We start from the raw sequence: 24,753 nt of genomic DNA, 5'->3' as shown, positions 1-24,753 counted from the left end.
GCTGGTCGGGTCGGTGGGGGTACAATGTGGCGCCTCGGCTTGTGGGGTGGCTCACCCCACTACACCCTGTCGTCGACCGCTTCGGCGGGGGCTGCGACACTGGTGGTCGTGAGTTCTTCTCCGCGCGCGACCCAGGTAAACGTGCCGGTCTCCGCCCGACTCTTCGAACGCGCCGCCGCGATCATTCCCGGCGGTGTGAACTCGCCTGTGCGGGCCTTCAATTCGGTGGGTGGCACCCCGCGATTCATCGCTTCGGCGCGCGGATACACGCTCACCGACGCCGACGGCAACGACTATGTGGACCTCGTGTGTTCCTGGGGGCCGATGATCCTCGGGCACGCCCATCCGGCCGTCGTGGACGCGGTGCAGCGCGCCGCCACCGGCGGGCTGTCCTTCGGCGCGCCGACCGAGGCCGAGATCGAACTGGCCGAGGCGATCGCCGCTCGCGTCGATCCGGTGCAGCGGGTGCGGCTGGTGAACTCCGGTACCGAGGCCACCATGAGCGCGGTGCGGCTGGCACGCGGATTCACCGGGCGCAGCAAGATCGTCAAGTTCGCCGGCTGCTATCACGGCCATGTCGACGCACTGCTGGCCGATGCCGGCTCGGGCGTCGCGACCCTGGGTCTGCCGACCTCGCCGGGCGTGACCGGAGCGCAGGCCTCCGACACCCTCGTGCTGCCCTACAACGACCTCGAAGCCGTCGCCACGGCCTTCGCCGAATATCCGGGCCAGATCGCCGCCGTGATCACCGAGGCCGCCGCCGGTAATATGGGCGCGGTCCCGCCGCTGCCCGGATTCAACGCCGGCTTGCGCGAGCTGACCAGCGAACACGGCGCCCTGCTGATCATGGACGAGGTCATGACGGGCTTCCGCGTGAGCGCCGCGGGCTGGTACGGGCGCGATCCGGTGGCGGGCGACCTGTACACCTTCGGCAAGGTGATGAGCGGCGGACTACCCGCCGCGGCCTTCGGCGGCCGCGCCGAGGTCATGGATTACCTCGCGCCGATCGGGCCGGTCTACCAGGCCGGCACGCTCTCGGGGAATCCGGTGGCGGTGGCCGCCGGGCTGGCCACGCTGCGTGCCGCCGACGCGGACGTCTACGCCGCCCTCGACCGCAACGCCGAACGCCTCGGATCCCTGATCACCGAGGCTCTGACCACCGCGGGGGTCCCGCACACCGTGCAATTCGCGGGCAATATGGTGAGCGTGTTCTTCGCCGAGGGTCCGGTTACCGACTACGCCACCGCCAAGGCCACCGCCACCTGGCGCTTCCCGGCCTTCTTCCACGCGCTGCTGGAACGTGGCGTCTACGCGCCGCCGAGCCCGTTCGAGGCCTGGTTCGTCTCGGCTGCCCTCGACGAGGACGCATTCGACCGTATCGCTGCCGCACTGCCCGCCGCCGCCGCGGCAGCCGCGGCCGCCACACCCGAAGGATCCCGCGCGTGAGCGACTCAGATCAGCTCGAATCCGTCACTGCCGCAACAGAATCCCCCTCGCACGAAGAACCGGCGTCGCCCGGGGACGCCGCGGCGAACGGGGAAGCCGAACCCTCGCAGGGGCCCGGCGCGGACTCGGGAGCCGATGCCGGCAAGATTCCCTCGCTACCCGGCGACGTCGCCTCGGATACCGAGACCATCGTGCACGTGATGCGCCACGGCGAGGTGCACAACCCCAAGGGCATCCTGTACGGCCGCCTGCCCGGTTTCAGCCTCTCGGTGACGGGTCGTTCGCAGGCGGCGACGGTCGCGCGCACCCTGGCCGATCACGACGTCGCCCTGGTCGTCGCCTCGCCGCTGCAGCGCGCCCAGGAGACCGCCGCGCCGATCGCCGGACAGCACGGGCTGATCGTGCGCACCGACGACAACCTCATCGAGGCCGGCAACACCTTCGAGGGGCTGCGGGTGTCGGTCGGGGACGGCGCGCTGCGCAAGCCGCGGCACTGGTGGAAGTTGCGCGATCCGTTCACCCCGTCGTGGGGTGAGCCGTATCTGCAGATCGCGCATCGCATGCTCGCCGCCGTGAACAAGGCGCGGGTGGAGGCGACCGGGCACGAGGCCGTGGTGGTGTCGCATCAGCTGCCGGTGTGGACGTTGCGGCGCTTCCTGGAGGGGAAGCGGCTGTGGCACGATCCGCGGCAGCGGCAGTGCTCGCTGGCCTCGCTGACTTCGCTTGTGTACCAAGGCGATACGTTGATCGACATCGTCTACTCCGAGCCGTCCGGCGGCTCGGATCCCAGGGTGACCGGGGCGTGAGCGGGGCGGTCCGGCGTCTGCTGCCGATGCTGCTGGCCTGCGTGGCGGTCGTCGCCGCGCTGGCCGGCTGTTCGTCGGGTAACGACGCGGTCGCCCAGGGCGGCACCTTCGATTTCGTCTCACCCGGCGGCAAAACCGATATCCGGTACGACCCACCGGCCGCCCGCGGCACGATCGGCCACCTCTCGGGGCCGAATCTGATGACCGGCAAGACCGTCTCGGTCGACGACTTCCCGAATCAGGTCGTCGTACTGAACCTCTGGGGACAGTGGTGCGGGCCGTGCCGCGCCGAAGCGCCCGCGCTGGAACAGGTCTACGAACAGTCCAAGGACAAGGGCGTCGCCTTCCTGGGGATCAACGTGCGTGACCCGCAACAGGACAAGGCGCGCGACTTCGTGACCGACAATCACGTCGGCTACCCGTCCATCTACGACCCCGAGATGCGCAGCCTGCTGGCGCTCGGCGGCAAATTCCCGACCAGCGTCATCCCCACGACGCTGGTGCTCGATCGGCAGCATCGCGTCGCCGCGGTCTTCCTGCGGTCACTGCTGGCCGAGGATCTGCTGCCGGTGGTGAACCAGGTCGCGCAGGAGGGCCGGCAGTGACAGCCGTCGCCTCGCCGGCATTGGCTTCCGTCGGCGAATCGTTCCAGCAGACCGCGGCGACCGGGCCGCTGCTGCTGGCGCTGGGCGCCTGCCTGCTCGCCGGATTGGTCTCGTTCGCCTCGCCGTGTGTGGTGCCGCTGGTGCCGGGATATCTGTCGTATCTGGCCGGGCTCGTGGGCGCCGAAGCGCCGCCGGTCACCGTCGGCGAAGCCCAGGGCAAGAGTGCGGCCGTCGCGCTGCGCACCGGCCGGATGCGGGTCGCGGGTGCGGCCGGGCTCTTCGTCGCCGGTTTCACCGTGGTGTTCGTGCTGGCCTCGGCGACGGTCTTCGGTGTCATCCAGACCCTGAACGTCAATCGTGAACTGCTGCAACGCATCGGCGGTGTGGTGACGATCGTGATGGGGCTGGTGTTCCTCGGCCTGGTGCCGATGTTGCAGCGCGACACCAGAATGCATCCGCGCCGGCTCACCGGAATCGTCGGCGCCCCGCTGCTGGGCGCGGTCTTCGCGCTCGGCTGGACGCCGTGCCTGGGCCCGACGCTCTCCGGCGTAATGGCGGTATCCGCCGGAACCGAGGGCGCGACGGCCGCTCGCGGTGTCGCGCTGATCGTGGCGTACTGCCTCGGACTCGGGCTGCCGTTCGTGATTCTCGCGTTCGGGTCGGCCACCGCGCTGCGCGGAGTCGGCTGGCTCCGGCGCAATTCGCGCACCATCCAGATCATCGGCGGCATCCTGCTCGTCGTGGTCGGCCTCGCACTGGTCACCGGGATGTGGGATCAGTTCGTCGGATGGATCCGCAATGTTTTCGTCTCCCAGGTAACCCTGCCGATCTGAGCCCCATGACTGCCACGATGACGCCCCCGTCCACCGCCGCGAAGCCGCCGCGTCAGTCGCTGCCGCGCCGCGCGTTCGCACTGCTGCGCAACGCCTGGCGCGGGTTGACCAGTATGCGCACCGCGCTCATGCTGCTGTTCCTGCTGGCACTGGCGGCGATTCCGGGGGCGTTGCTGCCGCAGCGCAGTCTGAACCCGCAGAAGGTCGACAAGTACATCGCCGATCGCGGCACCCTGGGCCCGTGGATGGACCGGCTGCAGCTGTTCGACGTGTTCTCCAGCTTCTGGTTCACCGCGATCTACGCCCTGCTGTTCGTATCGCTGGTCGGCTGCATCGTGCCGCGCGTCTTCGATCACTACAAGGCGCTGCGCACACCGCCGGTCATGGTGCCGCGCAACCTGTCCCGGCTGCCGCACCACGCCGCGACCACCACCGGCGACACCCCTGCCGAGGCGATCGAGCAGGCGCGGCGCGGGCTGCGCGGCTGGCGCACCGTGGTGCGGGACGGATCCGAGGCGCGCAACGGCCGCCCCGGTGAGGTGACCCTCTCGGCGGAGAAGGGTTATCTGCGCGAGCTCGGCAATCTGGTCTTCCACCTGGCCCTGGTCGGCCTGCTGGTCGCGGTGGCGGCGGGCAAGTTGTTCGGCTACGAGGGCAACGTGATCGTCGTCGCGGACGGCGGTCCCGGATTCTGCACCACCTCACCCGCGGTCTTCGACTCATTCAAGGCCGGCCGGGTCAACGACGGCACCGGGCTGACCCCGGTCTGCGTGCGGGTCAAGGACTTCAAGGCCGACTATCTGCCCAACGGCCAGGCCGAGATGTTCACCGCCGACATCTCGTATCAGACCGGCGATGATTTGGCGACCGACACCTGGCGTGACACCACCATCCAGGTCAACCATCCGCTGCGCGTCGCCGGAGACCGCGTCTACCTGCAGGGGCACGGGTACGCGCCGACGTTCACCGTCACCTATCCGAACGGGCAGAAGCGCACCGAGACCATCCAGTGGCGGCCCGACGACGGCGCCACCTTCCTGTCCAGCGGCGTGATGCGGTTCGACCCGCCGGGCGGCATGTACGGCAGCGAGGATGAGCGGCGCAAGAACCAGATCGCGATCGAGGGCCTGTTCGCGCCCACTGCACTGATGCACGGCAGCCTGCTGACCTCCTCGTATCCCGGACTGACCGATCCGGCGGTGGCGATCGACATCTATCGCGGCGAGACCGGACTCGACACCGGGCGCGCGCAGTCGCTGTTCTCGCTCGATCCGGAGATGATCAAACAGGGCCGGTTGACGAAGCAGCAGCGCGTCAATCTCCGGCCCGGTGAATCGGCGACACTGGCCGACGGCACCAAGGTCACCTTCGACGGGGCGCAGCAGTACGCGAACCTGCAGGTTTCCCACGACCCCGCGCAGAACTGGGTCCTGGTGTGCGCGTTGACGATGATGGCCGGGCTGCTCGTCTCACTGCTGGTGAAGCGGCGGCGGATCTGGTTGCGCGCCTATCCGGAAGGCCCGGACGACGGCGGTTCCGATGAACGACGTACTGTAGTAGAAATGGGTGGGCTGGCCCGCACCGACCAAGCGGGTTGGGGCGGCGAGTTCGACCGCTTGCTGACGCGGCTGCTGGGCTCCGACCGCACCGACATCGGCAGCCCCACGGATCAGCGCCCGGTCGCCCGGACCGAGAGCACGGGAGAGTGAACATGCCGATCGACGAAACACTCGCCGGTTACAGCAATCTCGCCTTCAAGACGGCGTTCGTCGTCTACCTGCTGGTGCTGGCGATGCTGATCGTGCAGTACGCCTCGGCGAAGAAGAAGGTGACCAGCGCCCAGGAGCTTGAACGCGAACTGGTCGGCGTCGGCGCCTCCTCCGGAGTGAGCGCGGACCGGCCGATCGTGCCCGGCAAACTGGAGCCGGCTCCGAAGCGTTCGCTGGCCGAGCAGCTCGGCAATATGGCGTTCGCGGTCGTCTTCGTCGCGATCGGCCTGCACCTGGCCTCGATCGTGTTGCGCGGCTTCGCGACCCACCGCTTCCCGCTCGGCAACATGTACGAGTTCATCACCATGGCGACCGCGGCCGCGATGGTCACCGGCCTGGTGTTCATCCACGACCGCCGGTACCGCGCGATGTGGGTGTTCCTGCTGGTTCCGGTGCTGATCCTGATGTTTTTGGCCGGCCAGGTGCTCTACGCCGACGCCGCGCCCGTGGTTCCGGCGCTGAAGTCGTACTGGCTGCCGATCCACGTCACCATCGTCAGCATCGGCAGCGGCATCTTCATGCTCTCCGGTGTGGCGAGCCTGCTGTTCCTGCTGCGCATGCACCAGCCGGAAGGCCAGGAGTCGAGCAACCCGCTCGGTGCCCTCGCCCGCCGCCTCCCCGACGCCCGCACCCTCGACCGCCTCGCCTACCGCACGACGGTCGTGGCCTTCCCCCTCTTCGGCACCGGCATCATCCTCGGCGCCATCTGGGCCGAAAGCGCGTGGGGCCGCTTCTGGGGCTGGGACCCGAAGGAAACCGTCTCCTTCATCGCCTGGGTCATCTACGCGGCGTACCTGCACGCCCGCGCGACCTCCGGCTGGCGCGAAACCAAGGCCGCCTGGATCAACGTCGCCGGCTTCGTCGCGATGCTGTTCAACTTGTTCATCATCAACATCGTGGTGAGTGGATTGCACTCGTACGCGGGACTCAACTAAACGGCTTCTGCCTGCGCATTCCCGCCGTCTTGGTCATCCGTAGAGTCCGTCTCTTCTGTCTCGGTACGCAGTGAGTACGCAGTGGAACCGGGCCAATCCTTGATCGCGGCACCAACCGCGGTACGCGTTGTCTCGTCGGCATCGGGCCAGAGATGGGCGTAGTACCGCAGAGTCGTGATGGCGCTGCCGTGGCGTAGGCGAGCCTGGACGGCCTTGATATCGGCACCTCGGCGGATGAGCAAAGATGCGTAGAAGTGCCGGAAGTCCTGGAAGCTGAACGCCTCGGGCAGGTCGTGAACTTTCTCCTTCGCTGCCCGCAGATGCCACCCGATCACCCAAGGCGAGACCGGCTTGCCGAATTCATCACAGACCAGATGATCACCAGGAAAGACCTTGGCCGACTCTTCGAGCATCGCGACGAGTTCGGCCGGAATCGGCACCGGCTTTGTGCTTGACTCCGTCTTCAACTCTCGCGCAGGCCACTGCTGGCGAGGCTGCACGACCCCGTTCACGAAATCGACATCGGCGGTCCGCAGTCCAGCAGCTTCCGAGATTCGAAGACCCACGAACGCGCCGAGCAGTACCGCCACGCGAAGATGTGCCGGCATCGCATCATGCAGGGCCCAGACCTGCTCGGAGGTCGCTACATAGACCTTCTGCTGTCCAGTCTTCGGCGACGTACGGCGCGAACACGGATTGCGGGCCAACAGGCCGTCGTGCATCGCGTCACCGAGGATCTGAGCCAATCGAGAGTGCAGGCTGTAAACGTAGCTGTCGGCCAGGCCCTCATCCTTGAGCGCCACCATCCACTTCTTCACCGTGGACGGCCGCACCGCCGACAATTGCAGCGATCCCAACCCCTCGTTGATCTTCTTGACGTGCCAGGTCGCCAGTTCGACAGTCGTTTCGCGGTGGTTCGCGTACCCCTTCAGCCACTCGTTTGCCCACTGCTCTACGGTCTTTTGAGAGTCGCGCGGTGCAACGTGAATGCCCTGGACCAAACTCGGTGATAGGTCGCGGCCACGATTTGCCGAATCAGCGCCTTGGGGTCGGTGCCGCGGATTGCCATGTGAATGTGCGGGGCACCGCGCCGCTGCGGTTCGACGGTGGCGAAGTACTGGATGTCGCGGCCGGTTGCGCGCCGGTAGTTCTGGACGAACCGGTCGAACAGCGCGGGCCAGAACACAATGTCACGGGCAGCGCGCCGGTAGTCGTAGGCTTCCGGGTTGACCGGGGAACCGTCCGGGTTGACCCGCCCGTAGGAGTCGCAGGTGACTGTGGCGAAGGTCGAGGGCCGGTACTTGCCCGCGTACTGGCGGCCGATTGTGGTTTTGTCAATCTTCTTGCGGGGCAGGTCGGGCACGTCCTGGCGGCGGCGGGTCGACCGTTTGCGCTCCGATTTCGGCGCAGGGTCCAGCGCAGGAAGACGCCCGCGTACACCGGTCGCCCGCAACTCCGCATCCAGATCCGCCACGCTCTCCCGGATGCCGGCCATCTGGTCGTGATCGTCCTGGGCCTTGGCGCGCTGGTAATCGTCCATCAACCGGGCGCGGGTCTCGACCAGTTCGCGTTGCTGGTCGGTGGGTTCGCGCTTGTCGTCGACTGGTTCGTGTTCGATGTGCCAGCCTTCGTGGGCCTGCTGCATCCGCAAAGCACGAGCCCGAGCAGCGCACGAGGGGCACACGCTTTCGACGGTTGATTTGCAGGGTGCGCCAACGTATTTCGATTCCCCGGTGTCGGGATCGAACGAGTACATCGGGATCGGTCGGCGGCACTCCCCATGCTTGTCGGCCGCCGCTTGCGCGATGTCGTACAGGTTCGGCATCGAACGCCGATCAGCCGCGGTTTCCCGGACCGGCCCGAGGGAGGCCGGATCGGCGGCAGTCGTCGTGTCTGTCATGGTCGGGCCTCCCGCACAGTCGTTGTCGGTCGTCACGCGGCGTCGTCTCCCCGCTTGAGGGGCGGTCCGCCCAGTCCGCCAGGGATGTGCGGGAACGTGGTGGTGACCGGTTTGGCGAGGGAATCGCCGTGCCGGAACATCAGCTGCATACGACCGGGGCCGGTGACGGTGGCGCGGCATTCTCTGGCGCCGAAGGCGTGGGCGAGATGGGTGGTGCGGTTGGTCCAGTCGTCGGGGCATTGCCCACGGACCATCGCGACCTGCACGGCGTCGGTGGCTTGGCCGATCTCGACATGGATCAGCCGCGGAGTCCGCACCGCGTGACCCAGGTCGTCGCGCACCGATAGATGGCAGTCGTCCAGGCAGGCCGACCACTGCCGCCGGTAGCGCCACCAACGCAGGAACCGCGACCGGGCACGACCGGAGATCCAGCGAGAAAACGATTCCGGACCCTTCACCCGCCACAGCGCCAGCGCAGCGATCGAGGCGAGTGTCATTCCGAAGGCGGGCAGCCAGCCATAGAACCAGAAAAGGCCGGCTATCGCGGCGATCGGTAGCGAGATCATCGGGAACAGAAGCGCCCACCAGGCCGCGAGGAACACCGAGATCACTACCCAGCCGATCGCGGCTAGGACCAGGGTCACGATGTCCTCTAGAGGGTCGCGGCGGGTCCGGATAGTGGTGGTGGTTTTGGTTGTGGTGCTCACTGCTTTACCTCGGATTCGTCGAACAGCCCCGGTTGTCTGTTGGGCTTCCGGTTGGCGGGGAGGTTCTTGACCTTGCGCCGCTTGGACTTCCGCACCCGGTCCGCTGCCGCCTGCACGATCGGGTTCACATGCGGCGCAACATGTTTGATACTCATGCCGCCCAGTCCCCTCCGTCGGGGTCGTAGCCGTGGCCAAACACGGTGCCGGTTTCGGCGAGGATGTTGACCGCGATACCGATCGGGTCGAGTCCGCGGGCTTCGAGCTGGCAGCGGCGACGCGCGTGCAGGTCGATCACATCGGCGTATTCGCTGTTGTGCTTGTTCATTTCGGGTTCTCCTGTTCGTCGTCCGGGGCACCGCAGCGGTCGCAGCGGCGAAGAGTGTTCGTGGAGGGGAAGCGGTGGCCGCGCAGGTCGCATTCGGCGGTGATCGCGCAGCCGTCGCAGGTGATGCGGTCACCGTCGTAGAGCCAGCCATTGCGGCCGCCAGCGAGGTAGTAGGCGGCCTGGTGGGTCGAGGTGAAACACACCGCGTCCCCGCGGGCGTCGGTGTAGAGGTCGCCGCAGGAATCGCAGTAGATGACCACGTGGTTTTCGGTGACGAGTCCGCGTTTCATGCCGCCACCGGTCCCGTGTAGCCGTCACCGGGGATGTCGTCGTCGCCCAGGTCGTCGGGGTCGAACCCGGTGTAGTCCTCGGTCGGTCCGGTGATCACGGGAGCCGGGGAATACAGGTTCACCAGAGCGTCGGCCTGGTCGTCGTCGATCCAGAACGCCCGCACGCGAACGAATTCGGTGGTTCCGTCTTCGCCGACGTAGCCGACACCGGGCGTTGTCTCGGGGATGCGGTCGCAGTACGCGCCCCGGTCCCTGGCACCTTGCCCGTGGACCATCGCCGTCTGGGTCGGTTCGTCCAACCGGAGACCGACGCGGACCGGGAACAGTTGCCGGTTGGGCATCGTCTCCTTGGACGGGTCCTGCAACGCGGCGATGACCGAGACACCGGCAGCGCGGCCCTTGGACAGCAACAGCCCGGTCAGCTTCCGGAACTCTTCCTGCTCGGTGCGGTCGGCATACGACGACAGCGACGCCGCTTCGTCGATGATGATCAGGATCAGTGGCTCATCGATGCTGGGCACCAGCTTGCGCACCCCAGCTGCCCGCATCCGGGCCAGGCGTTCGTCCATCTCGTCGCGGGCTTCGGTCAGCATGCCGAGGATGGAGTCGGCCGTGGTGGCAAACCGGGTGAACAGCCGGTTCTCACCGCGCCCGAACTCGGCACCACCCTTCGGGTCGGCCATGCGAACATCGACCAGCTTGGCTTTGATCGCGGGGCCGAGGCCGGCCAGGATCGACCACAACACCGAGCCCTTACCCGAACCGGTGGCACCGGCAAGAAGGATGTGCGAGTACAGGATTCGCAGCAGCCACGGTGCCCCGTCCTCACGCACACCAACCCGCACCGCTTCCAGGTCCACACCGGCAGCCACGGTGTCGGGGGTGTCGGTGGTGACCGATTCGGCCAGGGTGTCGTGCACTCGCAGTTCCAGCCGTACCCAGCCCGGAGCGGGAGAGGACGCGGTGACCTGTTCGACGCCGACGTGATCGGCGATGCGGGAGCGAGTGTCGTCCTTGGTCCAGTCGGCCAAGGTTTGCCCGCCTCGCATCAGCAGGTCGACGGTCAGGCCGTGGCGGGAGTAGTCCCACCACTCCACACGCGGGAACCCGGTCTCAGGCGAACCGAGCTTGAGCAGCGAAAACATCAGCTGCGAGTGCACGGGTGAAGCGAACGACAGGATGGCCGGGCGAAGAATCTCCGGGGCCTCGGCCAATTCGCGTTCCAGACCTTCGGCGGTGGTGGTGGCGGGGCGGCGGCCCCACGGCAGGATGTGTGCCGCGAAGACGAGCGCGCCCACAGCTGAGGCCGCGATCGGGACCATGTCGACGACGGTCATTGCCAGGGCTCCTTCGAGTCGTCGAGCCCGCACAGCAGCTGGCAGCCCTGCACATCGGCCGGGGGCAATCCCGGTTCGTGGCAGAACATGGTGCAGCCGTGGGAATCCGGGGCGGTGGGTGTGGGTTCGTCGCAGAACATGACGCACCCCGGTTTGGCGGTGGTGTGCTCGACAGCGGCCGGGGCCACGTCGTGACGCGGACCGAACGCCAAAACACCGGCCACACCCAGAGCGACGGCGGTGACAGCCAGAGCCGTAGCACCCACGGCCGCAGCATCATTCAGACTAGTTTCCATCACAGATCAGCTTCCGATCGGGACAGAGACCGGCAGCAACGGAGGCTGCACGGGTCGAGAAACAGGTATCGGTTGTGCCACCGCTGGCGGAGCGGGCACCGCCGGGGTAGGCGGTTCGGGGGCCGTAAGTTCCTCAAACTCATCGAAAGTCGGCGCGGTGTCCTCAGCGGCCACAGCCGTCGCCGGAGTAGCGACCGGGGCCGCGCTATCTTGTGCGGCACGGAACAGCACCGCCAGGCCGTGGGTATCCACAAGCAGCGATACCGGGGCGATGGCCGCCACGATCGCGCACAGCCACGCCGGAAGTTCTTTGCCCGCCGCTACGGCGTGGATGCTGTTGCCCGCCACCGACACCAGCGCCCCGACCACCAGAACCCAGGTGAAGAACTTCCGTTCCGCCGACTTGGCCAGGACCAAAGCGCCGGCGGTGGCCTGAACGATCGTGCCGTCGATGATCAGGGGGAACAGCCGCGCATCCGACGCGGGAATATGCGCCAGCTTGGCCAGATCCCGCAGCGTGGCGAACGACAGCCGGAAGGCGGCGGCGCCGACGCCCACGATCACCAGGACCGCGAACACCCGCGCCGCACGCATTCCCCGCTCAGGCGTGAACATCAGGCAGCCTTCTCCGCCGCCAAACGCTCAGCCACGTCGTGCATCATCAGAATCTGCGGCAGCTGCTCAGCCAGGGTGCGAGCATCCTCGATCGACAGATACAGCCGCGCATGCCCAATGACCTCGTGGTTCATCTCCACGCTCACCGCGGCCCGGATCGGCCCCGATGCGGTATCGCGCGCCGGGCAGTACTCGGCCTCGATGCCATCGAACTTGCTGATGTGTGCGCTGATGAACGACATGGCGATCACGCAGCCTTCGCGTCGCCGCGAGCCGGACGAGCCGCACCCGGATCGGCCGCGGGAACCTTGGCGCCGGAGTTGTCGCCCGCGATGCCGGTAGCCCGCACGGTCCAACCCAGGGTCTTGAACTCGCCCTGACCGGTCACCTTCGGCTGAAGGGTGACGTTCTCCAGCACGATCGAGCGCATGCCGGGCAGAACCTCGGGAGTCGAGGGCACCGGAGCCACGTCCGCCAGGAAGATCACCTGAATGCTCGACTTCTTGGGGTTCGTCTCGGCCGGGTTGGTGGCGGTGGCCTTCCACTGCCGCAGACCGGTCACAGGGTCGACCTTCTGACGAGCCGGAGCGTTGCGGTTCTGGTTGTACTCGGTGTCGGGCTCGATCTCGCCGACGAGGACGAGGCCCTTCTCGAATGCTTCGTTGAACGCGACGTTGAAGCGCAGATCTTTGAGTGCCATGACTGGATCTCCTTGCGTCTGGGGGTATTTCGACTCTCGCCGCGCTTGGTGGCGGCGGTGAGTTCATCGTATACGTAGCTGCGTATACGCACAAGGAGTTTGCGTATACGAAGGGCGAGAAAGATCAAATCCGCTGGTCAGTGCACTGAAGATGTCTTGTTCGTATACGTATCTTCGTATACGCTGGGCGATGTAAGGACGCTATTGCCGCCGGTTGAGGACTTGCTGATCCATCGACACGCGGCATCACGGGACAAGAAGGTGTGCGCAATGAGATTCCGCCCTACGGCTCTCGCGTGGATCGACCCCGATGTGACCGTCGCGCCGGACTGGGATCGCGCCCAGGTGCAGCGCCTGGCGAGGCATCTGGGCTACGCCCTCATCTGGCCGGCGAGTTCGTTGTTGCCGTTACCGGATCAAGTCCGCACGGCCGATGTCGACGCGGTGATCGTCCCTTCGGCGAACCATCTGGACCCGCTCACCCTGAACAGCCTCATGGGTCTAGCTGATGTCGAGGCCGTCTTACCTCGGCTGTCGTTCGCGAGGTGGCCGATGCAGCAGAGCGGGGGGCGGGGGTGAGCACCTGGGGAACCCTCGGACTTCTTCTTGTGGTCCTGCCGCTGTCGGTGGGTGTGTATTGCCTGGTGGCGTACTGGCCGGAGCGTCGTCCCTCTGATCGCCGAATGAACCGTGCTGAGCCGGAGGTTGTCAATTCGGATACAGATTCGAATGCGTGAATGTCTCTGGCGATAAGCCGGCTATCCATCCAATTACGTATACGAAGTGCGCTACACTAGTTCCGAGTTCGACTCGCTAATGATTTTCGAATTGAAGGGATGAGCCTCATGGCGGAACCAGCCTACGTTTCCATCGCAGGCGAATATGCTCGCCGAATTCGCGGCGGAGAATTGCCGCCCGGAACTCAGCTCCCGAGCTATTCGGAAATCGCCGCCCGCAACAACGTCTCCGACATCGTTGTCCGGAAGGCGCTCGAGCTGCTTCAGAGTCAAGGACTTGTTCGGTCTGTACGCAGGCGCGGTGTGTTCGTGTCGGACCGGCCGAACCTGATCCGTATCTCGCCCGAACGTCAGATGGAGGACCCGGAAGTGACGTTCGCGAACGAGTCTGACGCCACGGTTCAGATCGACCGGGCAACGGAGAAGGTTCCGGCCACAGAGGCGCTGGCCGATGCTCTCGGCGTAGCAGTCGGCGAAGAGATCACCCACGTCGTTACTCGCGCCAGCGAAGATGGCCGGCCTATCTCCGTCTCTGACAGCTACCAGCCCGTCGACGTAGCGGACACCTCCGATGCCGCCACACTCGAGGAAACAGTGGCGGACAGCATCCCGGTACCGTCACACGCTGAGTGGTTGAAAACCACCCCCGGTGACCTCGTGAAGACTGTCCATCAGCGCTACATCACCGCGACGGGCCGGGTAATCATGGTCTCGGATGTTTCCTATCCGAGGGATCGCTATTACGCGTTTGTTTTCCGCATGAGTTTGAAGCCGGAATTGGAATCGGCTACCGAGAACTAGAGCTCTGCGGGACCGCCGGTCATCCGACTGTGGATGACCGGCGGTTCTTTTATTGACGGACCCAGCCCTGAGCTCGATCGGCGAGATTCCACCAAGAGACGAATTTCGAATCCTCTGATTCGATCTTCCATCGCGAGTCCAGCGCATCGAAAAAGGCGTCATCGCCCGTCTTTCCGCCCTTAGGCTCACCGATGTAGACCAACCGGCGACCGCCGTTCGCCTCGAAGGCGGCCAGCGCGTCCGATGCCATCGTGTTGCCCCAACCGGGAGGCCAACACAGAAACAGAACCTCATCGGCACTGCCGACTGACCGCACAGCGAATTGCCCGAGATCACCAACGCTCGACCACACGTCCGCTTGGCCCTCGGCCCGAGTGAACGACGGATTCTCGGACCGGTCCGGCGGTTCCGAGTCATACGCCGCCACGTCCACACCGGCGCTCGCCAACTGCGCAGCCCAGTAGCCGCGGCCAGCTCCGAGCTCGACTACCGAACGCCCATTGCAGAATTGACGCACCCACGCCACGGTCTCCGGTGACGGAATCGCGTACGCGTAGGCGGCCTGCAAGATGGTCTGCGCGAATCCCAGCCGCGCGCTTCCTCGAGGCCGGCCACCGTCCACAACCCGGTGCCCGTCACGTTCGGACACCGATGGCCCGACGATGTCCCAGTACGGATTCGCGCTAGCCGACGGCCCGCCCGTCATGTAGTGCACGAGCCGCAAATCGAACGCGGCATCCGCCCGGTCGTCCCCCGTCCCCGGCAGCATCGGCGCGGTATCGAGATACTCCGCCACCTTCGGATACTCGGCCCGCAACCGTGCCTCGTCGCCCAACAACCCGGCCAGTTCTTCACGACGGTCCGCCGTCAGCGCAAGCTCAGCCATGCTCCAAGTCTTGCCGCGCACAGGCTGTTTCGGCGAGCAAATGCACTCACCTGCATAGGTCGTTGCCGAATTTGGCTATAGAGGATCAAGGGCGCTTGCGGCGGCGCATACGCGCCGCCGCCGCGCTACGACGCGCAGCGCGGCTGATGAGGCGTCGCCGCGGCGCGTCGGCACGTCGGCGGCACGTGTGCGCCGTGGCAGAAGGGTCCGTGATCCGATCTGGCCGCCTTCTTCAACAACCGAGCAGTGCTGGGCACGACGAGAGCCGTACCCGGCTGACCTCCCGCAGCTGATCCCGAATCGGCTGACACCCGGCCCGGTCAACCGGCTGTGGTTGGGAACCGCGCTCCCGATTCGCGCGCCGCCGCGTTGAAGTGATCTGGAGCCCAAACGATGATGGTTACGGAGCGGGCATTCCGCGCAGATCGTCGTGGTAGTCCCGAGTCAGGCCCATCGCTGCCCACCAGCGATCAACAAAATCCGTCGCGCTCTTGTGTGCCCACTCCGCACAACCAGATGCCAAACATGCGGTTGGGAACCATGGAGCGACAGGTCCCGTGAATATGGCGCTATCAGCGAACAATCCCCTCAAGCTCTTTTCTTGATAGTGGCTGAGATCATCTTCGTCTGTCTGCCACTCGGGCTTGAAGTGAATGAGGCTGTTGCGGAGCGAAACCAACTTGCTTGCCGCCTGATATGGATTAGATCCCATGTGAAGCGGCGGTTTCCTGCCCGCAGTCAACGCCACCTGGTACTTGTCCAACACCGCGGATCGCTCAAGCGGGCGTTTCCAGAGCTCTCGGAGCAGTGCGGCGGTGTCCTCGTCTATGCCAGCACAACGACGGTTAAGCTCGCCGGGCTTCGAGTCGGCGATGTCCTGGAGGATCTCGTTGATCGTCGCTTCCATGAACGCAACGGAAAGCAGGACAGAGTTCGTCGCAACAGCCTGCAACTCGATGCTCGGCTGTTGCGTACCAACCAAGTCCGCCTCGATCGCTCGACTCTCGCGCGCCGACCGCCGCGCCGACCATAGATGCACGGCTGCCCTGTAGTTACGAACACTGACAGAAGCGGTCATAGTCCATCTCATGGTCGCCTTGGCCGCGGGGAGGCGAACAGCCGAGTCTTCTTGCTCCACCATGCCTTAAGTGTGCGCGCGGTCCGGAGTCTGAGTTTCAGGGTCGCTCGATGACAGATCACTTTGTCCCGTTCGGGACACTCGGTGCCTTCTTGCAACTTGCGTTGGCCTGCCTCCCTTCCTCATAGCTGAGATTGGCTCGCTCCAGCCAAAAGAAGTCGGGAACACCTGCTCGTGTCCGCTACGCGGTGTCAACGGCATCCTTGGCACACCCGACTTCCACCGAAGGCGGCAAGTATGAGGAAGGCTCGGGGAGAGTAGCCCGTGGGCGGGTAGGCGAGCTATCCGCTGAGCGCCAAGAGGGCGCAAATTGGACAATCTGCCGATAGCGCGCGCTGTTGCTGTGTCGTCAGACACCCTCAGCGCACGTGGTTGACACGTAGGGCGCTACGCCCTACCTTGGTAATCACTCACCCAGTCCTCTCGTTAGGGCTGGGTCTTTTTTTTGCATCGACCACCTGTCCAGCGGGTGTAAGTTGGATCCTCGTGCGAGTTGGTGTCTATGTCGATGCTTACAACCTCTACTACGGCATGCGTGACCACTGTGGGCGGGGGACCGCTGGATGGCGCTGGCTCGATGTCCGGGCACTCGCACAGCGTCTCTGTGGCTGGCAAGGTGCAACCATCGACCGCGTTGTCTACTGCACCGCGCAAGTAGATGCCGGCGACAGCCCCGGCGGGTACGCCCGTCAAGACGCCTACCTAAAGGCCCTGAAGCAGCACGGATCGATCGATGTGCTCCAGCTGGGTCGCTACGTTGCGTGGGCCAAAACACTGCCGCTTGCCGACGTACTACCCTCCGGCCGACCCCGGGTCATCAAACCGAATGGCAACGAGGTGCTCCCCGCTGGCCTCCCCGTGTGGGACCAGAACGGCGACGTATTCATGGCACGTGTCCAAGTCCGGGAAGAAAAGGGTTCCGATGTCAATGTCGCTACCCACCTGTTGGCCGATGTCTTCATGCAGCATGTCGATGCGGCCATCGTCATCTCTAACGACTCCGATCTAGGACTGCCGTTGGGAATCGCCCGGACGCTGGTTCCGGTCGGCACCGTCAATCCGGGCACCAAGCCTCTTGCCGGAGCACTGCGGGGTCTCAAGACCGACGGCCCTGGCGGGCACTGGTGGGGGAAGCTATCCAAGCAGCACTTCTACAGCAACCAGATGCCCCCAACGGTCGGACGGTGGAGTAAACCTCCGAGTTGGTGAGCTGTCGGAATTGGGCGTAGGTGCCAAGGCATGACCTTGTCACGCGCTCGGTACGCAGTAAGTACGCAGCGCGGCCCAGCGGTGCCCTACCGAGCCAACGTTGCGAACCAAAAACACCAGGTCAGGCACACGGAGCCATCGCCAGCCAATCACCGCAAATACCAGGAACGGTGTTCATCATCAACATCGTGGTGAGCGGGTTGCACTCGTACGCGGGCCTCAACTAGCTCCGTCAGCGGGCCCACGCCGGTGTCTCACCGACGTCGGGCGCTGCATCCGCCCGATTCCTCACCTGGGCCCTTGGTCCTCTAGCCGTGGACCCGACCGCAGTCATAGGGTCGATCTGTCAGCCAGGGAAGGCGCCGAGGCGAAGGGGCTGATCGGATGGGTGCTACATCTGGCAGTACGGGGACAGCGGATCGAGGTCCGGCCGGGATCGACAAGATCAGGCTGACGATCCTGCCGACCGGGACCATGCACGGCGACCTCACCTGGCTGTTGATCGACCCGGGGCATATGGCCACGAGTGCCGACAAGCATCCGCCCCGCGACTGGGTCGAGGTCCCCACTTACGTGGTGTATATCGAGCATCCCGACGGCACGAAGCTGCTCTGGGACACCGGGGTTCCCCGGGACTGGGAAAAGCGCTGGGGCCCAACCGGTATGGACAAGTTCTTTCCGGTCGATTCCGTCACCGAGGACATGTGGCTGGACTCGCGGCTGAGGCAGCTCGGCCTCGAGCCGGGGGACATCGACTATCTGGTGCTGTCCCACCTGCACGGCGACCATGCCGGGAACGCGCAGCTGTGGGCCGGCACTCGCACCACGATCGTCGTCGACGCGGAGGAGAAGAAGGGAGCGTTCGGCTTCGACGGTTACAGCAACGGCGCCTACTTCCGGCCCGACTACGACGGATTGGAGCTGACCACCATCGACGAGGACACCGAGCTGCTGCCCGGTGTCACGCTGCTGCGCACCCCGGGCCACACTCCGGGGACCCTGTCATTGCTGGTCGACCTCGCCGACACCGGCGCCATGCTGTTCAGCTCGGACTCGCTGTACCGCAGCGAAAGCTACGGGCCGCCCGCCATCGCCGCAGGCATCGTCTACGACACCGTCGCCTGGTTCCAGTCCGTCGAAAGGATCCGCGCCATCGCCGACCGGACCGGCGCCACCGTCGTGTTCGGCCACGATCCCGCCCAGCTGGCCGGGCTGAAGACCGGCGTCGGCAACTACTACACCTAGCACGGCTGCGGCAGCTGCGCGTATCTCAACCGGCCTGTTCGCCCACCGCCAGCACGGCGCGGAAGCCCTCGTCGAGGCAATCGGTGAAGACATCCACGTCGGGCACCGCGGCGCTGTCGGCGTTGATGCCTACGCAGCAGGTGTCGATATGTGAGATGAGGGTGACGTTGAAGGCCGTTCCGATGGTGGGGCCGAAGGCGTACATCCGCTCCACCGCGGCGCCGGCGATGAAGATGGGCACCGGTGAGCCCGGGACGTCCGATGCCACGAAGTCCACGTGCTTGAGCATGGCGGTGACCATGGCGACCGGCAATCGGTTGAGCGTGGCGGCGACGGCGGCCGAATACGGGATTGCCGGCTCGTGGCGCCAGCCGACCACGATTCCGTCGAGCACGGGCATGAGCAGTGCGGGATCGGTGATGTCGGCCGGGAGTGCGAACCTGACCAGAGTGATGCGATTTCCGCCGATCGGGTCGTCGGCTTTCCGCACGCTGACCGGCATCGTGACCCGCAACCGCTCGACCTGCCCGTCGTGCAATTCGTGGTAGCGGTGCAGACCGAGCACCACCCCTGCCAGGAACGCGTCGTTGACGGTGCAGCCGACCGAGTGCGCGGCTCGGCGCAGTGGCTCCATCGGCACGTCGACGGTCGACAACTGGCGTGCCAGACCGCGTTTCGTCATCACGGGTGACAGGGTGTCGACCACCGGCCGGGCCAGTTTGCCGATCGATACGGCCAGAGCCACGCCGTCGCGGACGGTGCCCAGCGGGTGGGTGATGGCATGCCGGGCCAGCGGCAGGACATGCGCGAGTCCGCCGCGCAGCAACTCCGATCCCACCGCCCAGTTCCACCCGACGATGTCGAGCAGTCCACCGCGGCTCTCCGGGGCCGGCTCGGGATCCGGACGCGGTTCGCCGCCGGCCCGGGTGAAATCGACGATCTCGTTGGCCAATTGGATGCCGCCCAATCCGTCGGTCAGGCAGTGATGCACCTTGAGCACCAGCGCGCTGCCACCACCGGCCACATCGCCGAGCACGGTCACCTGCCACAGCGGGCGGACCGGGTCGAAGGCCGTCATGGCCTCGACGCGGGCGAATTCGAATACCGCCGTGCGGTCGACCGCGGCCGGTAGGGCGACCCGCCGCATATGCCAGGACAGGTCGAAATCGGGGTCGGCTTCCCAGCGTGGTGGCGCGAGACCGGCAGGCAGGGCGACCAGCCGATCCCGGAAGCGGGGGGCCACCCGGGTGCCGCGATCGATGGCCTGCACCAGGCGTTCCCAGTCCGGCTCCGCGTCGAGCATCACGACCGAGACGATCGTCGACCGCAGGATCGCGTCGCGCTCCATACTCCACGAGAACAGGTCGGACTGGCTGAGATGAGATTCGCGCGTGTCCGTCATCGGCTTGCCTTCGCTGAGGAACAGCCGCCGTGATCGCCGCGGATGCGACTCCGGCGCCGCTCGTGTCTCGACCGTATGCACCTCACCCGTCGCACCGGTAGGGCCGAACGTCGGTGCCGCCGTGACCAAGGGCTCCCCGGAAAAAAAGTTTCTCCTTCCGTGTCGAAATCCCGGACGGTCGCACGAAGGAGTTGTCGAGAGCCGGACCGGCCGGCCCAGCCACAGAGGGAAGAACGAGATGAACACCGACGTCACCGCCTACATCGACGGTAAGAAGAACTGGCAGACCGGAATCTGCACGAGCCTGCGCGAGACCGTGCACAGCACCCTGCCGGGTGTGGTGGAGGTATTCCGGTACGGCAAGCCACATTTCACGGTCGACGGGACGAACGTCGCGGTGTTGCACGTGGCCGCGGCTAAGGTCTCGTTCATGGTTTTCGGCGCACAGGACATCGAGCCGGTACCGGGGGTGCTTCGTTCGCTGGGGTCCGGCGACCGCAAGGCTGTCGACTTCGGCGAGGGCGACGCTGTCGACCCCGCATACATCGCCGACCTGCTGCGCCGCGTGGCCGGCACCCACTGAGAAAGAGGTTTCGTCATGCGCGTGATGGTGATGACCAAGGGCGATGCCGCCGATGAGGGCAAGGGGCAGCCGACCCAGGAGATGTTCGAAAAGATGCAGGCCTTCAACGAGAAGTTGGTGAAGGCCGGCATCATGCTCGGCGGCGAGGGCCTCCAACCGAGCAGCACCGGGGCGAAGGTCGCGTTCTCGACGTCCGGGACATCGGTGATCGACGGCCCCTTCACCGAATCCAAGGAAGTCATTGCGGGATACTGGATTTGGGAGGTCAGCTCGCTGGCGGAGGCCGTCGAGTGGGCCAAGCGCTGCCCGTTCGATCCGTCCTACGGAGATTCCCAGGTTCTGGAGATTCGCCCGCTCTTCGACATGGACGACTTCGCCGAGACCGTCGACGCCGAGACCCTGGCCCGCAGCGAGCAGCTGCAGCACCGGCCCTCGGACTGAACCCTGCCGACCGATGGAACTGCGCGAATCGGTCGAGGCGCTGTGGCGGATCGAGGCTCCTCAGCTGATCGCCACGCTCGCCCGCCGCATCGGGGACCTCGACATCGCCGAGGATCTGGCCTCCGAGGCCTTCGTGGCGGCCTTGGAGCAGTGGCCCGCCGAGGGCGTGCCGGCCCGGCCCGGCGCATGGTTGATGAGCACCGCGTGGCACAAGGCGATCGACCGTGCCCGGCGGGAGGAGACGGCGCGTAAGAAGGCGCCGCTCCTGCTCGCCGGGCAGGACGGCGAACTGCCGGACGTGAGCGCCGAGGCGCTCACCCCCATTCCGGACGATCTGCTCACCATGGTCTTCACCACCTGCCATCCGGTGCTCTCGCCCGAGTCGCGGGTGGCGCTCACCCTGCGGTTGTTCGGCGGCCTGACCACCGAGGAGATCGCCCGCGCGTTCCTCTGCCCCTCGGCGACCATCGGTCAGCGCATTTCGCGCGCCAAGCGCACGCTGGCGGAGGCTCGGGTGCCGGTCGAGGGGCCCTCGGCCGGGGAACTGCCCGAGCGCCTGCGCGCGGTGCTCGAGGTCCTGTATCTGATCTTCAACGAGGGATATTCGGCCTCCTCCGGCGAGAGCATCGTCCGCGCCGACCTCGCGACCGAGGCCATGCGGATGGGACGGGTCCTGGCCGGCCTGCTCCCGGCGGAGCCCGAGGTGTTCGGCCTCGCGGCGCTCATGGAACTGCAGGCGTCGAGATTTCGCACCCGAGTCGACGACAACGGCATTCCGGTCCAACTCGAGCATCAGGACCGCCGCCGCTGGGACCGCACGCTGATCGAACACGGTCTCGGCATGCTCGACCGTGCCTTCGATCTGGGGCGCCCGCTCGGGCCGTATTCGCTGCAGGCGGCGATCTCCGCATGTCATGCCCGCGCCGCCGCCTTCGGTGATACCGATTGGGTCGCCATCCTCGCTCTCTACGACGCTCTCGCCCAGCTCACCGCGTCTCCCGTGGTCGAGATGAACCGGGCCGTCGCGCTTGCCCACGTCGACGGCCCGGAAGCCGCACTGGCCGCGACCGAGCCGCTGCTCGCCGACCGGCGGATGGCTCGATACCACCTGCTCGGCGCGGTCCGCGGCGATTTCCTCACCCGGCTCGGCCGGCATCACGACGCCGCCGCCGAGTTGGAACGAGCCGCCGAACTCGCCCCCACCAGGCAAGAGCGGCAACTTCTGCTGGACCGCATGGCGGCCGCACTCGCCGCCGCAGGGTGAGGCGCCGGCGCGGGCAGTTGCGAGGACTTGCGGCTTCGCCCCGCTCCTGTTGCGCAATCTTGCGACCTGCGCGCTGGACGTCGAAACTGCGGAGTGGATCTGGACAAAGCCCTGTCAACCTGCGTAGACATCAAAATCTGCCGTACCTGCGGGGTTATGCGCCGGCCGCGTCAAGTAGGTAACGATTCATTGCAATCGCATTAATGCGACCTAACCGGAGGGTGTGTACCGGTTACCGTGTGTGCGCGGAGGTTGCCCTCCATGGGGAGCGGATACGTCGGCCTCCGTTGTCAGGGGATGAACCGGTGCCCCACTTCTGTGGGTCTGAGCCGCCCAACGGGTGGGGCACTGCCTCCTCTCGAGCCGCGCTGTTGACATTCGCCGGTGGGCGCGGGCGGTCACGGCGTCGCAGGCTCTCCGCGGACGTCCGGGGTGGCCGGTGGTCATGCCGGCCTGCGGGACGTTCGCCGTCGCCGTCGCCGTCGCCGTCGCCGATAGACGATGACGATGCGGTGCGGTGGAGATCGTCCGCCGAGTACGAACGCCTCGGCCGGAACAAAATTTCGCCCGTACAGGTCGGCCAGTACGCGGCCCAGAGAAATACGGTCGTCGGGAGGCCCGCGGCGATCAGCAGGCCGATCACCGGATCGTCGCGGCGACGGCGCGACCACGCGGGCTCAGCTGCCATCGGGCGCGGTCCCGGCTCGGGACGATCAGGCCGCGCGCGTGCAGGCGAGCCAGGGCGTTGCGGATGCTTCGAGTGGTGTGAGCTGTGGCCCGTTGCAACTGGGCGGCAGTGAGGAGGCCGCCCGGCGCGAGCGTACGCAGGACGGCGCGCTCGCTCGGAGTCACGCCCGGGCTCCGGAGGCGTTCCATCGTGCGAAAGACAATCGAGGACAGGCGGTTTCGATGTCTGCGAGGTGCATGACCAGGTCGAGGGTGCGGGCGTCGAGATGGGCGGGTGTGGGCATGACGATGGCATCCACGTCGGCAGTGCGGAGCTGGTCGATCAGTGGAATCGTCCGATGCGGTACCGGCCAGATCAGCGCGTAGCCGAGGTGGCGGGCGAGTCGTTTCACCTGTGCCGCATCCCAATTCGGTGCAGTGCTGACCTCCAAATCGATCCAGGCCAGCGCTGTCGGACGTGTTCTCATCCCTACCCCTCCTGTCTGTGTATGTCAGATTCGACGCAGGTAGGAGCCCCGAGGACCAGTGAAGGGACAGGGGGACAGGGCGGCGGTATCGATCTACTCTCGGAGCATGGGCGAACACGTGGGGCGGCGGATCGCATCCGAGCGCAAGATTGCCGGTTTGGGGCAGCGCCAGTTGGCGGCGCGCGCGAACTACTCACTGTCGATGGTGAAGGCGGTCGAGCAGGGGCGAGAGGTCGCGTCGCCGGGGTTCATCGCGGCGGTGTCCAGGGCGCTGGGGGTAGACCCGGACAGGTTGCAGGGCACGCCCTATCTCGAGACGCTCGAAGAGGACGGCCCCCTCGAAGGCCTTCCCGAGTTGCGCGCCGTGCTTGCCGAAGGTTCGTATGTCCAGGCGCTGGAGCCGACGACCACTGCGGAGTTGCGTGCGGAACTCGATACCGTCGAAGCCGCGTTGCACAACGATCGCACGCGTCGCGCTCTTGCATTGCTGCCGAATCTGATTCGACGTCTGCACGGTGCGGCCGAGACGGCGGCCGATGACGCCGAGCGCGCCGCTGCGTACGGCATGCTGTGCGCGGCCTACATCGCCGCGGAAGGGGCATGCTGTCGGCTCGGATACTCGTCGTTGACCGCTCTGTTGCTCGACCGGCTCGATACCGTCGCGTCGCGCGCCGACGACCCCGGATATGCGGTTCGCAGCCTGATGAAGCGCTCGCGGCTGCTCATGGCGCACGATTCAACCGATGTGGCAATGAATTTGGTGGAACGAGGGATGGCGTTGGTACCGGGGGACGCCGAGGGAGAGCGGGTTTTACGCGGTTACGGGCACCTGCGGGCGGCGATCGTTGCCGCACGCGGCCGCCGTTTGGAACTCGCGCAGGACCACATCGCCGCCGCGCGTGACATCGCGCGGCCGATGAGCCATGAGAGCGACTTGTACACAACAGATTTCGGCCCGGGCAACGTCGAGATTCATGCCTGCGCCGTGGAATTGGAAGCCGGTGATCCCGGCAGGGCGGCCCGCGAAGGCGCGGAACTGCGGATCCCGTCCGACGTCGCCGCACCGCGCCTCGGCCATCACTGGCAGGACAATGCGCGGGCGTGGTTGATGTCCGGTAAGCCGGATCGAGCGCTGGCGGCGCTCAACAAAGCCCGCGCCGCGGCGCCGCAGCAGACGCGACTGCATCCTTCGGTGCGCGAAACCGTGTACGGCATCGCCGCCGCGCAGCGCCGTCAGTCCGAGGGGTTGCTGGGATTCGCGGCGTGGATCGGCGCTGGTCTCTAGCAAAAAAACCCGGGGCCGAACTTTTCGTGCAAACCTTCGCGAGA

30 protein-coding genes are annotated in these 24,753 nt (G+C 66.2%); 14 read left to right on the top strand and 16 right to left on the bottom strand.

Going from position 1 to position 24,753, the window contains the following annotated elements; all coding sequences use genetic code 11:
• Positions 1-108: 108 nt before the first annotated feature.
• The 6 genes from hemL (at position 109) to ccsB (ending at position 6,394) form a co-directional block, all read left to right on the top strand.
• Complete coding sequence (gene hemL, locus ACPCUW_RS26955) at positions 109-1,446, top strand: glutamate-1-semialdehyde 2,1-aminomutase (RefSeq protein WP_423427935.1); 1,338 nt, start codon at positions 109-111, stop codon at positions 1,444-1,446.
• Between the two features lie 200 nt (positions 1,447-1,646).
• Positions 1,647-2,252 (top strand): histidine phosphatase family protein, encoded by a 606-nt coding sequence (locus tag ACPCUW_RS26950; protein ID WP_063018597.1) that lies wholly within the window; start codon positions 1,647-1,649, stop codon positions 2,250-2,252.
• A gap of 26 nt (positions 2,253-2,278) precedes the next feature.
• The gene (locus ACPCUW_RS26945) at positions 2,279-2,857 is read left to right on the top strand and encodes a TlpA disulfide reductase family protein (protein ID WP_030516208.1); all 579 of its coding nucleotides are present in this window, start codon (positions 2,279-2,281) and stop codon (positions 2,855-2,857) included.
• Positions 2,854-3,690, top strand: a complete 837-nt coding sequence (locus ACPCUW_RS26940; RefSeq protein WP_423427933.1) for a cytochrome c biogenesis CcdA family protein — start codon at positions 2,854-2,856, stop codon at positions 3,688-3,690. The genes ACPCUW_RS26945 and ACPCUW_RS26940 overlap by 4 nt, the downstream gene beginning before the upstream one ends.
• Positions 3,691-3,695: 5 nt before the next feature.
• Entirely contained in the window at positions 3,696-5,399 is a 1,704-nt protein-coding gene (gene resB, locus ACPCUW_RS26935) for a cytochrome c biogenesis protein ResB (RefSeq protein ID WP_423427932.1), read from the top strand.
• A gap of 2 nt (positions 5,400-5,401) precedes the next feature.
• Entirely contained in the window at positions 5,402-6,394 is a 993-nt protein-coding gene (gene ccsB, locus ACPCUW_RS26930) for a c-type cytochrome biogenesis protein CcsB (protein WP_423427930.1), read from the top strand.
• On the opposite strand, the gene ACPCUW_RS26925 is transcribed toward ccsB, so the two are convergent.
• Genes ACPCUW_RS26925 through ACPCUW_RS26875 form a run of 11 tightly spaced genes read right to left on the bottom strand, consistent with a single transcriptional unit; the run spans position 6,391 to position 12,564 of the window.
• Positions 6,391-7,395 (bottom strand): tyrosine-type recombinase/integrase, encoded by a 1,005-nt coding sequence (locus ACPCUW_RS26925; protein WP_423427928.1) that lies wholly within the window; start codon positions 7,393-7,395, stop codon positions 6,391-6,393. The genes ccsB and ACPCUW_RS26925 overlap by 4 nt on opposite strands.
• On the bottom strand, positions 7,347-8,294 hold the full coding sequence (locus ACPCUW_RS26920) for a replication initiator (protein ID WP_423427926.1): 948 nt from the start codon (positions 8,292-8,294) through the stop codon (positions 7,347-7,349). The genes ACPCUW_RS26925 and ACPCUW_RS26920 overlap by 49 nt, the downstream gene beginning before the upstream one ends.
• 32 nt (positions 8,295-8,326) lie before the next feature.
• On the bottom strand, positions 8,327-9,001 hold the full coding sequence (locus ACPCUW_RS26915) for a hypothetical protein (protein ID WP_423427925.1): 675 nt from the start codon (positions 8,999-9,001) through the stop codon (positions 8,327-8,329).
• Positions 8,998-9,156 (bottom strand): hypothetical protein, encoded by a 159-nt coding sequence (locus ACPCUW_RS26910; protein WP_423427924.1) that lies wholly within the window; start codon positions 9,154-9,156, stop codon positions 8,998-9,000. The genes ACPCUW_RS26915 and ACPCUW_RS26910 overlap by 4 nt, the downstream gene beginning before the upstream one ends.
• Positions 9,153-9,326: a hypothetical protein gene (locus tag ACPCUW_RS26905; protein ID WP_423427923.1), complete on the bottom strand. Its 174-nt coding sequence runs from the start codon at positions 9,324-9,326 to the stop codon at positions 9,153-9,155. The genes ACPCUW_RS26910 and ACPCUW_RS26905 overlap by 4 nt, the downstream gene beginning before the upstream one ends.
• Entirely contained in the window at positions 9,323-9,616 is a 294-nt protein-coding gene (locus ACPCUW_RS26900; RefSeq protein ID WP_423427922.1) for a hypothetical protein, read from the bottom strand. The genes ACPCUW_RS26905 and ACPCUW_RS26900 overlap by 4 nt, the downstream gene beginning before the upstream one ends.
• Positions 9,613-10,953, bottom strand: coding sequence for an FtsK/SpoIIIE domain-containing protein (locus tag ACPCUW_RS26895; RefSeq protein WP_423427921.1), 1,341 nt, complete (start codon positions 10,951-10,953; stop codon positions 9,613-9,615). Before ACPCUW_RS26895 ends, ACPCUW_RS26900 begins: the two co-directional genes overlap by 4 nt.
• On the bottom strand, positions 10,950-11,219 hold the full coding sequence (locus ACPCUW_RS26890; protein ID WP_423427920.1) for a hypothetical protein: 270 nt from the start codon (positions 11,217-11,219) through the stop codon (positions 10,950-10,952). The genes ACPCUW_RS26895 and ACPCUW_RS26890 overlap by 4 nt, the downstream gene beginning before the upstream one ends.
• Positions 11,220-11,255: 36 nt before the next feature.
• Complete coding sequence (locus ACPCUW_RS26885; protein ID WP_423427919.1) at positions 11,256-11,864, bottom strand: DUF2637 domain-containing protein; 609 nt, start codon at positions 11,862-11,864, stop codon at positions 11,256-11,258.
• Positions 11,864-12,115 carry a hypothetical protein gene (locus tag ACPCUW_RS26880; RefSeq protein ID WP_423427918.1) on the bottom strand — a complete coding sequence of 84 codons (252 nt, stop codon included), beginning with the start codon at positions 12,113-12,115 and terminating at the stop codon, positions 11,864-11,866. Before ACPCUW_RS26880 ends, ACPCUW_RS26885 begins: the two co-directional genes overlap by 1 nt.
• On the bottom strand, positions 12,112-12,564 hold the full coding sequence (locus ACPCUW_RS26875) for a hypothetical protein (RefSeq protein WP_063026908.1): 453 nt from the start codon (positions 12,562-12,564) through the stop codon (positions 12,112-12,114). The genes ACPCUW_RS26880 and ACPCUW_RS26875 overlap by 4 nt, the downstream gene beginning before the upstream one ends.
• Positions 12,565-12,834: 270 nt before the next feature.
• Here ACPCUW_RS26875 and ACPCUW_RS26870 point away from each other — a divergent pair, with 270 nt between their 5' ends.
• Together ACPCUW_RS26870 and ACPCUW_RS26865 are read left to right on the top strand one after the other, a co-directional pair.
• Positions 12,835-13,143 carry a hypothetical protein gene (locus ACPCUW_RS26870; RefSeq protein ID WP_423427917.1) on the top strand — a complete coding sequence of 103 codons (309 nt, stop codon included), beginning with the start codon at positions 12,835-12,837 and terminating at the stop codon, positions 13,141-13,143.
• 266 nt (positions 13,144-13,409) lie between these two features.
• On the top strand, positions 13,410-14,102 hold the full coding sequence (locus ACPCUW_RS26865) for a GntR family transcriptional regulator (RefSeq protein WP_423427916.1): 693 nt from the start codon (positions 13,410-13,412) through the stop codon (positions 14,100-14,102).
• A 49-nt stretch (positions 14,103-14,151) separates the two neighbouring features.
• Here the strand turns inward: ACPCUW_RS26865 and ACPCUW_RS26860 are convergent, their stop codons facing one another.
• A complete protein-coding gene (locus ACPCUW_RS26860) occupies positions 14,152-14,988 on the bottom strand; it encodes a hypothetical protein (protein WP_423427915.1) in 837 nt (278 codons plus the stop codon).
• A gap of 400 nt (positions 14,989-15,388) precedes the next feature.
• Positions 15,389-16,129: a hypothetical protein gene (locus ACPCUW_RS26855; RefSeq protein WP_423427913.1), complete on the bottom strand. Its 741-nt coding sequence runs from the start codon at positions 16,127-16,129 to the stop codon at positions 15,389-15,391.
• Between the two features lie 483 nt (positions 16,130-16,612).
• On the opposite strand from ACPCUW_RS26855, the gene ACPCUW_RS26850 reads away from it, so the two are divergent.
• Positions 16,613-17,335 (top strand): NYN domain-containing protein, encoded by a 723-nt coding sequence (locus ACPCUW_RS26850; protein WP_423427912.1) that lies wholly within the window; start codon positions 16,613-16,615, stop codon positions 17,333-17,335.
• Positions 17,336-17,719: 384 nt separating this feature from the next.
• Positions 17,720-18,580, top strand: a complete 861-nt coding sequence (locus ACPCUW_RS26845; RefSeq protein WP_423427911.1) for an N-acyl homoserine lactonase family protein — start codon at positions 17,720-17,722, stop codon at positions 18,578-18,580.
• A gap of 25 nt (positions 18,581-18,605) precedes the next feature.
• On the opposite strand, the gene ACPCUW_RS26840 is transcribed toward ACPCUW_RS26845, so the two are convergent.
• Positions 18,606-19,982 carry a wax ester/triacylglycerol synthase domain-containing protein gene (locus ACPCUW_RS26840; protein WP_423427909.1) on the bottom strand — a complete coding sequence of 459 codons (1,377 nt, stop codon included), beginning with the start codon at positions 19,980-19,982 and terminating at the stop codon, positions 18,606-18,608.
• 238 nt (positions 19,983-20,220) lie between these two features.
• On the opposite strand from ACPCUW_RS26840, the gene ACPCUW_RS26835 reads away from it, so the two are divergent.
• From ACPCUW_RS26835 to ACPCUW_RS26825, 3 genes are read left to right on the top strand one after another with little or no spacing between them, the layout of a single operon-like run.
• The gene (locus ACPCUW_RS26835) at positions 20,221-20,565 is read left to right on the top strand and encodes a DUF1801 domain-containing protein (protein ID WP_423427908.1); all 345 of its coding nucleotides are present in this window, start codon (positions 20,221-20,223) and stop codon (positions 20,563-20,565) included.
• 15 nt (positions 20,566-20,580) lie between these two features.
• Positions 20,581-21,006, top strand: coding sequence for a YciI family protein (locus ACPCUW_RS26830; RefSeq protein WP_423427906.1), 426 nt, complete (start codon positions 20,581-20,583; stop codon positions 21,004-21,006).
• Between the two features lie 13 nt (positions 21,007-21,019).
• Entirely contained in the window at positions 21,020-22,270 is a 1,251-nt protein-coding gene (locus tag ACPCUW_RS26825; RefSeq protein ID WP_423427905.1) for an RNA polymerase sigma factor, read from the top strand.
• Positions 22,271-22,909: 639 nt separating this feature from the next.
• On the opposite strand, the gene ACPCUW_RS26820 is transcribed toward ACPCUW_RS26825, so the two are convergent.
• Together ACPCUW_RS26820 and ACPCUW_RS26815 are read right to left on the bottom strand one after the other, a co-directional pair.
• Complete coding sequence (locus tag ACPCUW_RS26820) at positions 22,910-23,122, bottom strand: MarR family transcriptional regulator (RefSeq protein ID WP_146098770.1); 213 nt, start codon at positions 23,120-23,122, stop codon at positions 22,910-22,912.
• Positions 23,119-23,424, bottom strand: a complete 306-nt coding sequence (locus ACPCUW_RS26815) for a hypothetical protein (RefSeq protein ID WP_423427903.1) — start codon at positions 23,422-23,424, stop codon at positions 23,119-23,121. Before ACPCUW_RS26815 ends, ACPCUW_RS26820 begins: the two co-directional genes overlap by 4 nt.
• A 106-nt stretch (positions 23,425-23,530) precedes the next feature.
• Between ACPCUW_RS26815 and ACPCUW_RS26810 the strand changes: the two genes are divergently transcribed.
• Positions 23,531-24,709: a helix-turn-helix domain-containing protein gene (locus tag ACPCUW_RS26810; RefSeq protein ID WP_423427901.1), complete on the top strand. Its 1,179-nt coding sequence runs from the start codon at positions 23,531-23,533 to the stop codon at positions 24,707-24,709.
• The last annotated feature ends 44 nt before the right edge of the window (positions 24,710-24,753 follow it).

This window comes from Nocardia sp. AB354 (assembly GCF_049538315.1).
Lineage (GTDB): Bacteria > Actinomycetota > Actinomycetes > Mycobacteriales > Mycobacteriaceae > Nocardia > Nocardia nova.
Note: the sequence above shows the minus strand (reverse complement) of the source record. Positions and strands in the feature narration are given on the sequence as shown.

What these genes read in the sequence shown, in the direction of transcription:
- ACPCUW_RS26900 (WP_423427922.1), bottom strand. Translation starts at nt 9,616, where the DNA reads ATGAAACGCGGACTCGTCACCGAAAACCACGTGGTCATCTACTGCGAT.
- ACPCUW_RS26895 (WP_423427921.1), bottom strand. Translation starts at nt 10,953, where the DNA reads ATGACCGTCGTCGACATGGTCCCGATCGCGGCCTCAGCTGTGGGCGCG.
- ACPCUW_RS26835 (WP_423427908.1), top strand. Translation starts at nt 20,221, where the DNA reads ATGAACACCGACGTCACCGCCTACATCGACGGTAAGAAGAACTGGCAG.
- ACPCUW_RS26825 (WP_423427905.1), top strand. Translation starts at nt 21,020, where the DNA reads ATGGAACTGCGCGAATCGGTCGAGGCGCTGTGGCGGATCGAGGCTCCT.
- ACPCUW_RS26875 (WP_063026908.1), bottom strand. Translation starts at nt 12,564, where the DNA reads ATGGCACTCAAAGATCTGCGCTTCAACGTCGCGTTCAACGAAGCATTC.
- ACPCUW_RS26865 (WP_423427916.1), top strand. Translation starts at nt 13,410, where the DNA reads ATGGCGGAACCAGCCTACGTTTCCATCGCAGGCGAATATGCTCGCCGA.
- ACPCUW_RS26920 (WP_423427926.1), bottom strand. Translation starts at nt 8,294, where the DNA reads ATGACAGACACGACGACTGCCGCCGATCCGGCCTCCCTCGGGCCGGTC.
- ACPCUW_RS26905 (WP_423427923.1), bottom strand. Translation starts at nt 9,326, where the DNA reads ATGAACAAGCACAACAGCGAATACGCCGATGTGATCGACCTGCACGCG.
- ACPCUW_RS26855 (WP_423427913.1), bottom strand. Translation starts at nt 16,129, where the DNA reads ATGGTGGAGCAAGAAGACTCGGCTGTTCGCCTCCCCGCGGCCAAGGCG.
- ACPCUW_RS26845 (WP_423427911.1), top strand. Translation starts at nt 17,720, where the DNA reads ATGGGTGCTACATCTGGCAGTACGGGGACAGCGGATCGAGGTCCGGCC.
- ACPCUW_RS26860 (WP_423427915.1), bottom strand. Translation starts at nt 14,988, where the DNA reads ATGGCTGAGCTTGCGCTGACGGCGGACCGTCGTGAAGAACTGGCCGGG.
- ACPCUW_RS26810 (WP_423427901.1), top strand. Translation starts at nt 23,531, where the DNA reads ATGGGCGAACACGTGGGGCGGCGGATCGCATCCGAGCGCAAGATTGCC.
- ACPCUW_RS26830 (WP_423427906.1), top strand. Translation starts at nt 20,581, where the DNA reads ATGCGCGTGATGGTGATGACCAAGGGCGATGCCGCCGATGAGGGCAAG.
- ACPCUW_RS26910 (WP_423427924.1), bottom strand. Translation starts at nt 9,156, where the DNA reads ATGAGTATCAAACATGTTGCGCCGCATGTGAACCCGATCGTGCAGGCG.
- ACPCUW_RS26815 (WP_423427903.1), bottom strand. Translation starts at nt 23,424, where the DNA reads ATGAGAACACGTCCGACAGCGCTGGCCTGGATCGATTTGGAGGTCAGC.
- ACPCUW_RS26950 (WP_063018597.1), top strand. Translation starts at nt 1,647, where the DNA reads ATGCGCCACGGCGAGGTGCACAACCCCAAGGGCATCCTGTACGGCCGC.
- ACPCUW_RS26945 (WP_030516208.1), top strand. Translation starts at nt 2,279, where the DNA reads ATGCTGCTGGCCTGCGTGGCGGTCGTCGCCGCGCTGGCCGGCTGTTCG.
- ccsB (WP_423427930.1), top strand. Translation starts at nt 5,402, where the DNA reads ATGCCGATCGACGAAACACTCGCCGGTTACAGCAATCTCGCCTTCAAG.
- ACPCUW_RS26870 (WP_423427917.1), top strand. Translation starts at nt 12,835, where the DNA reads ATGAGATTCCGCCCTACGGCTCTCGCGTGGATCGACCCCGATGTGACC.
- ACPCUW_RS26885 (WP_423427919.1), bottom strand. Translation starts at nt 11,864, where the DNA reads ATGTTCACGCCTGAGCGGGGAATGCGTGCGGCGCGGGTGTTCGCGGTC.
- ACPCUW_RS26840 (WP_423427909.1), bottom strand. Translation starts at nt 19,982, where the DNA reads ATGACGGACACGCGCGAATCTCATCTCAGCCAGTCCGACCTGTTCTCG.
- resB (WP_423427932.1), top strand. Translation starts at nt 3,696, where the DNA reads ATGACTGCCACGATGACGCCCCCGTCCACCGCCGCGAAGCCGCCGCGT.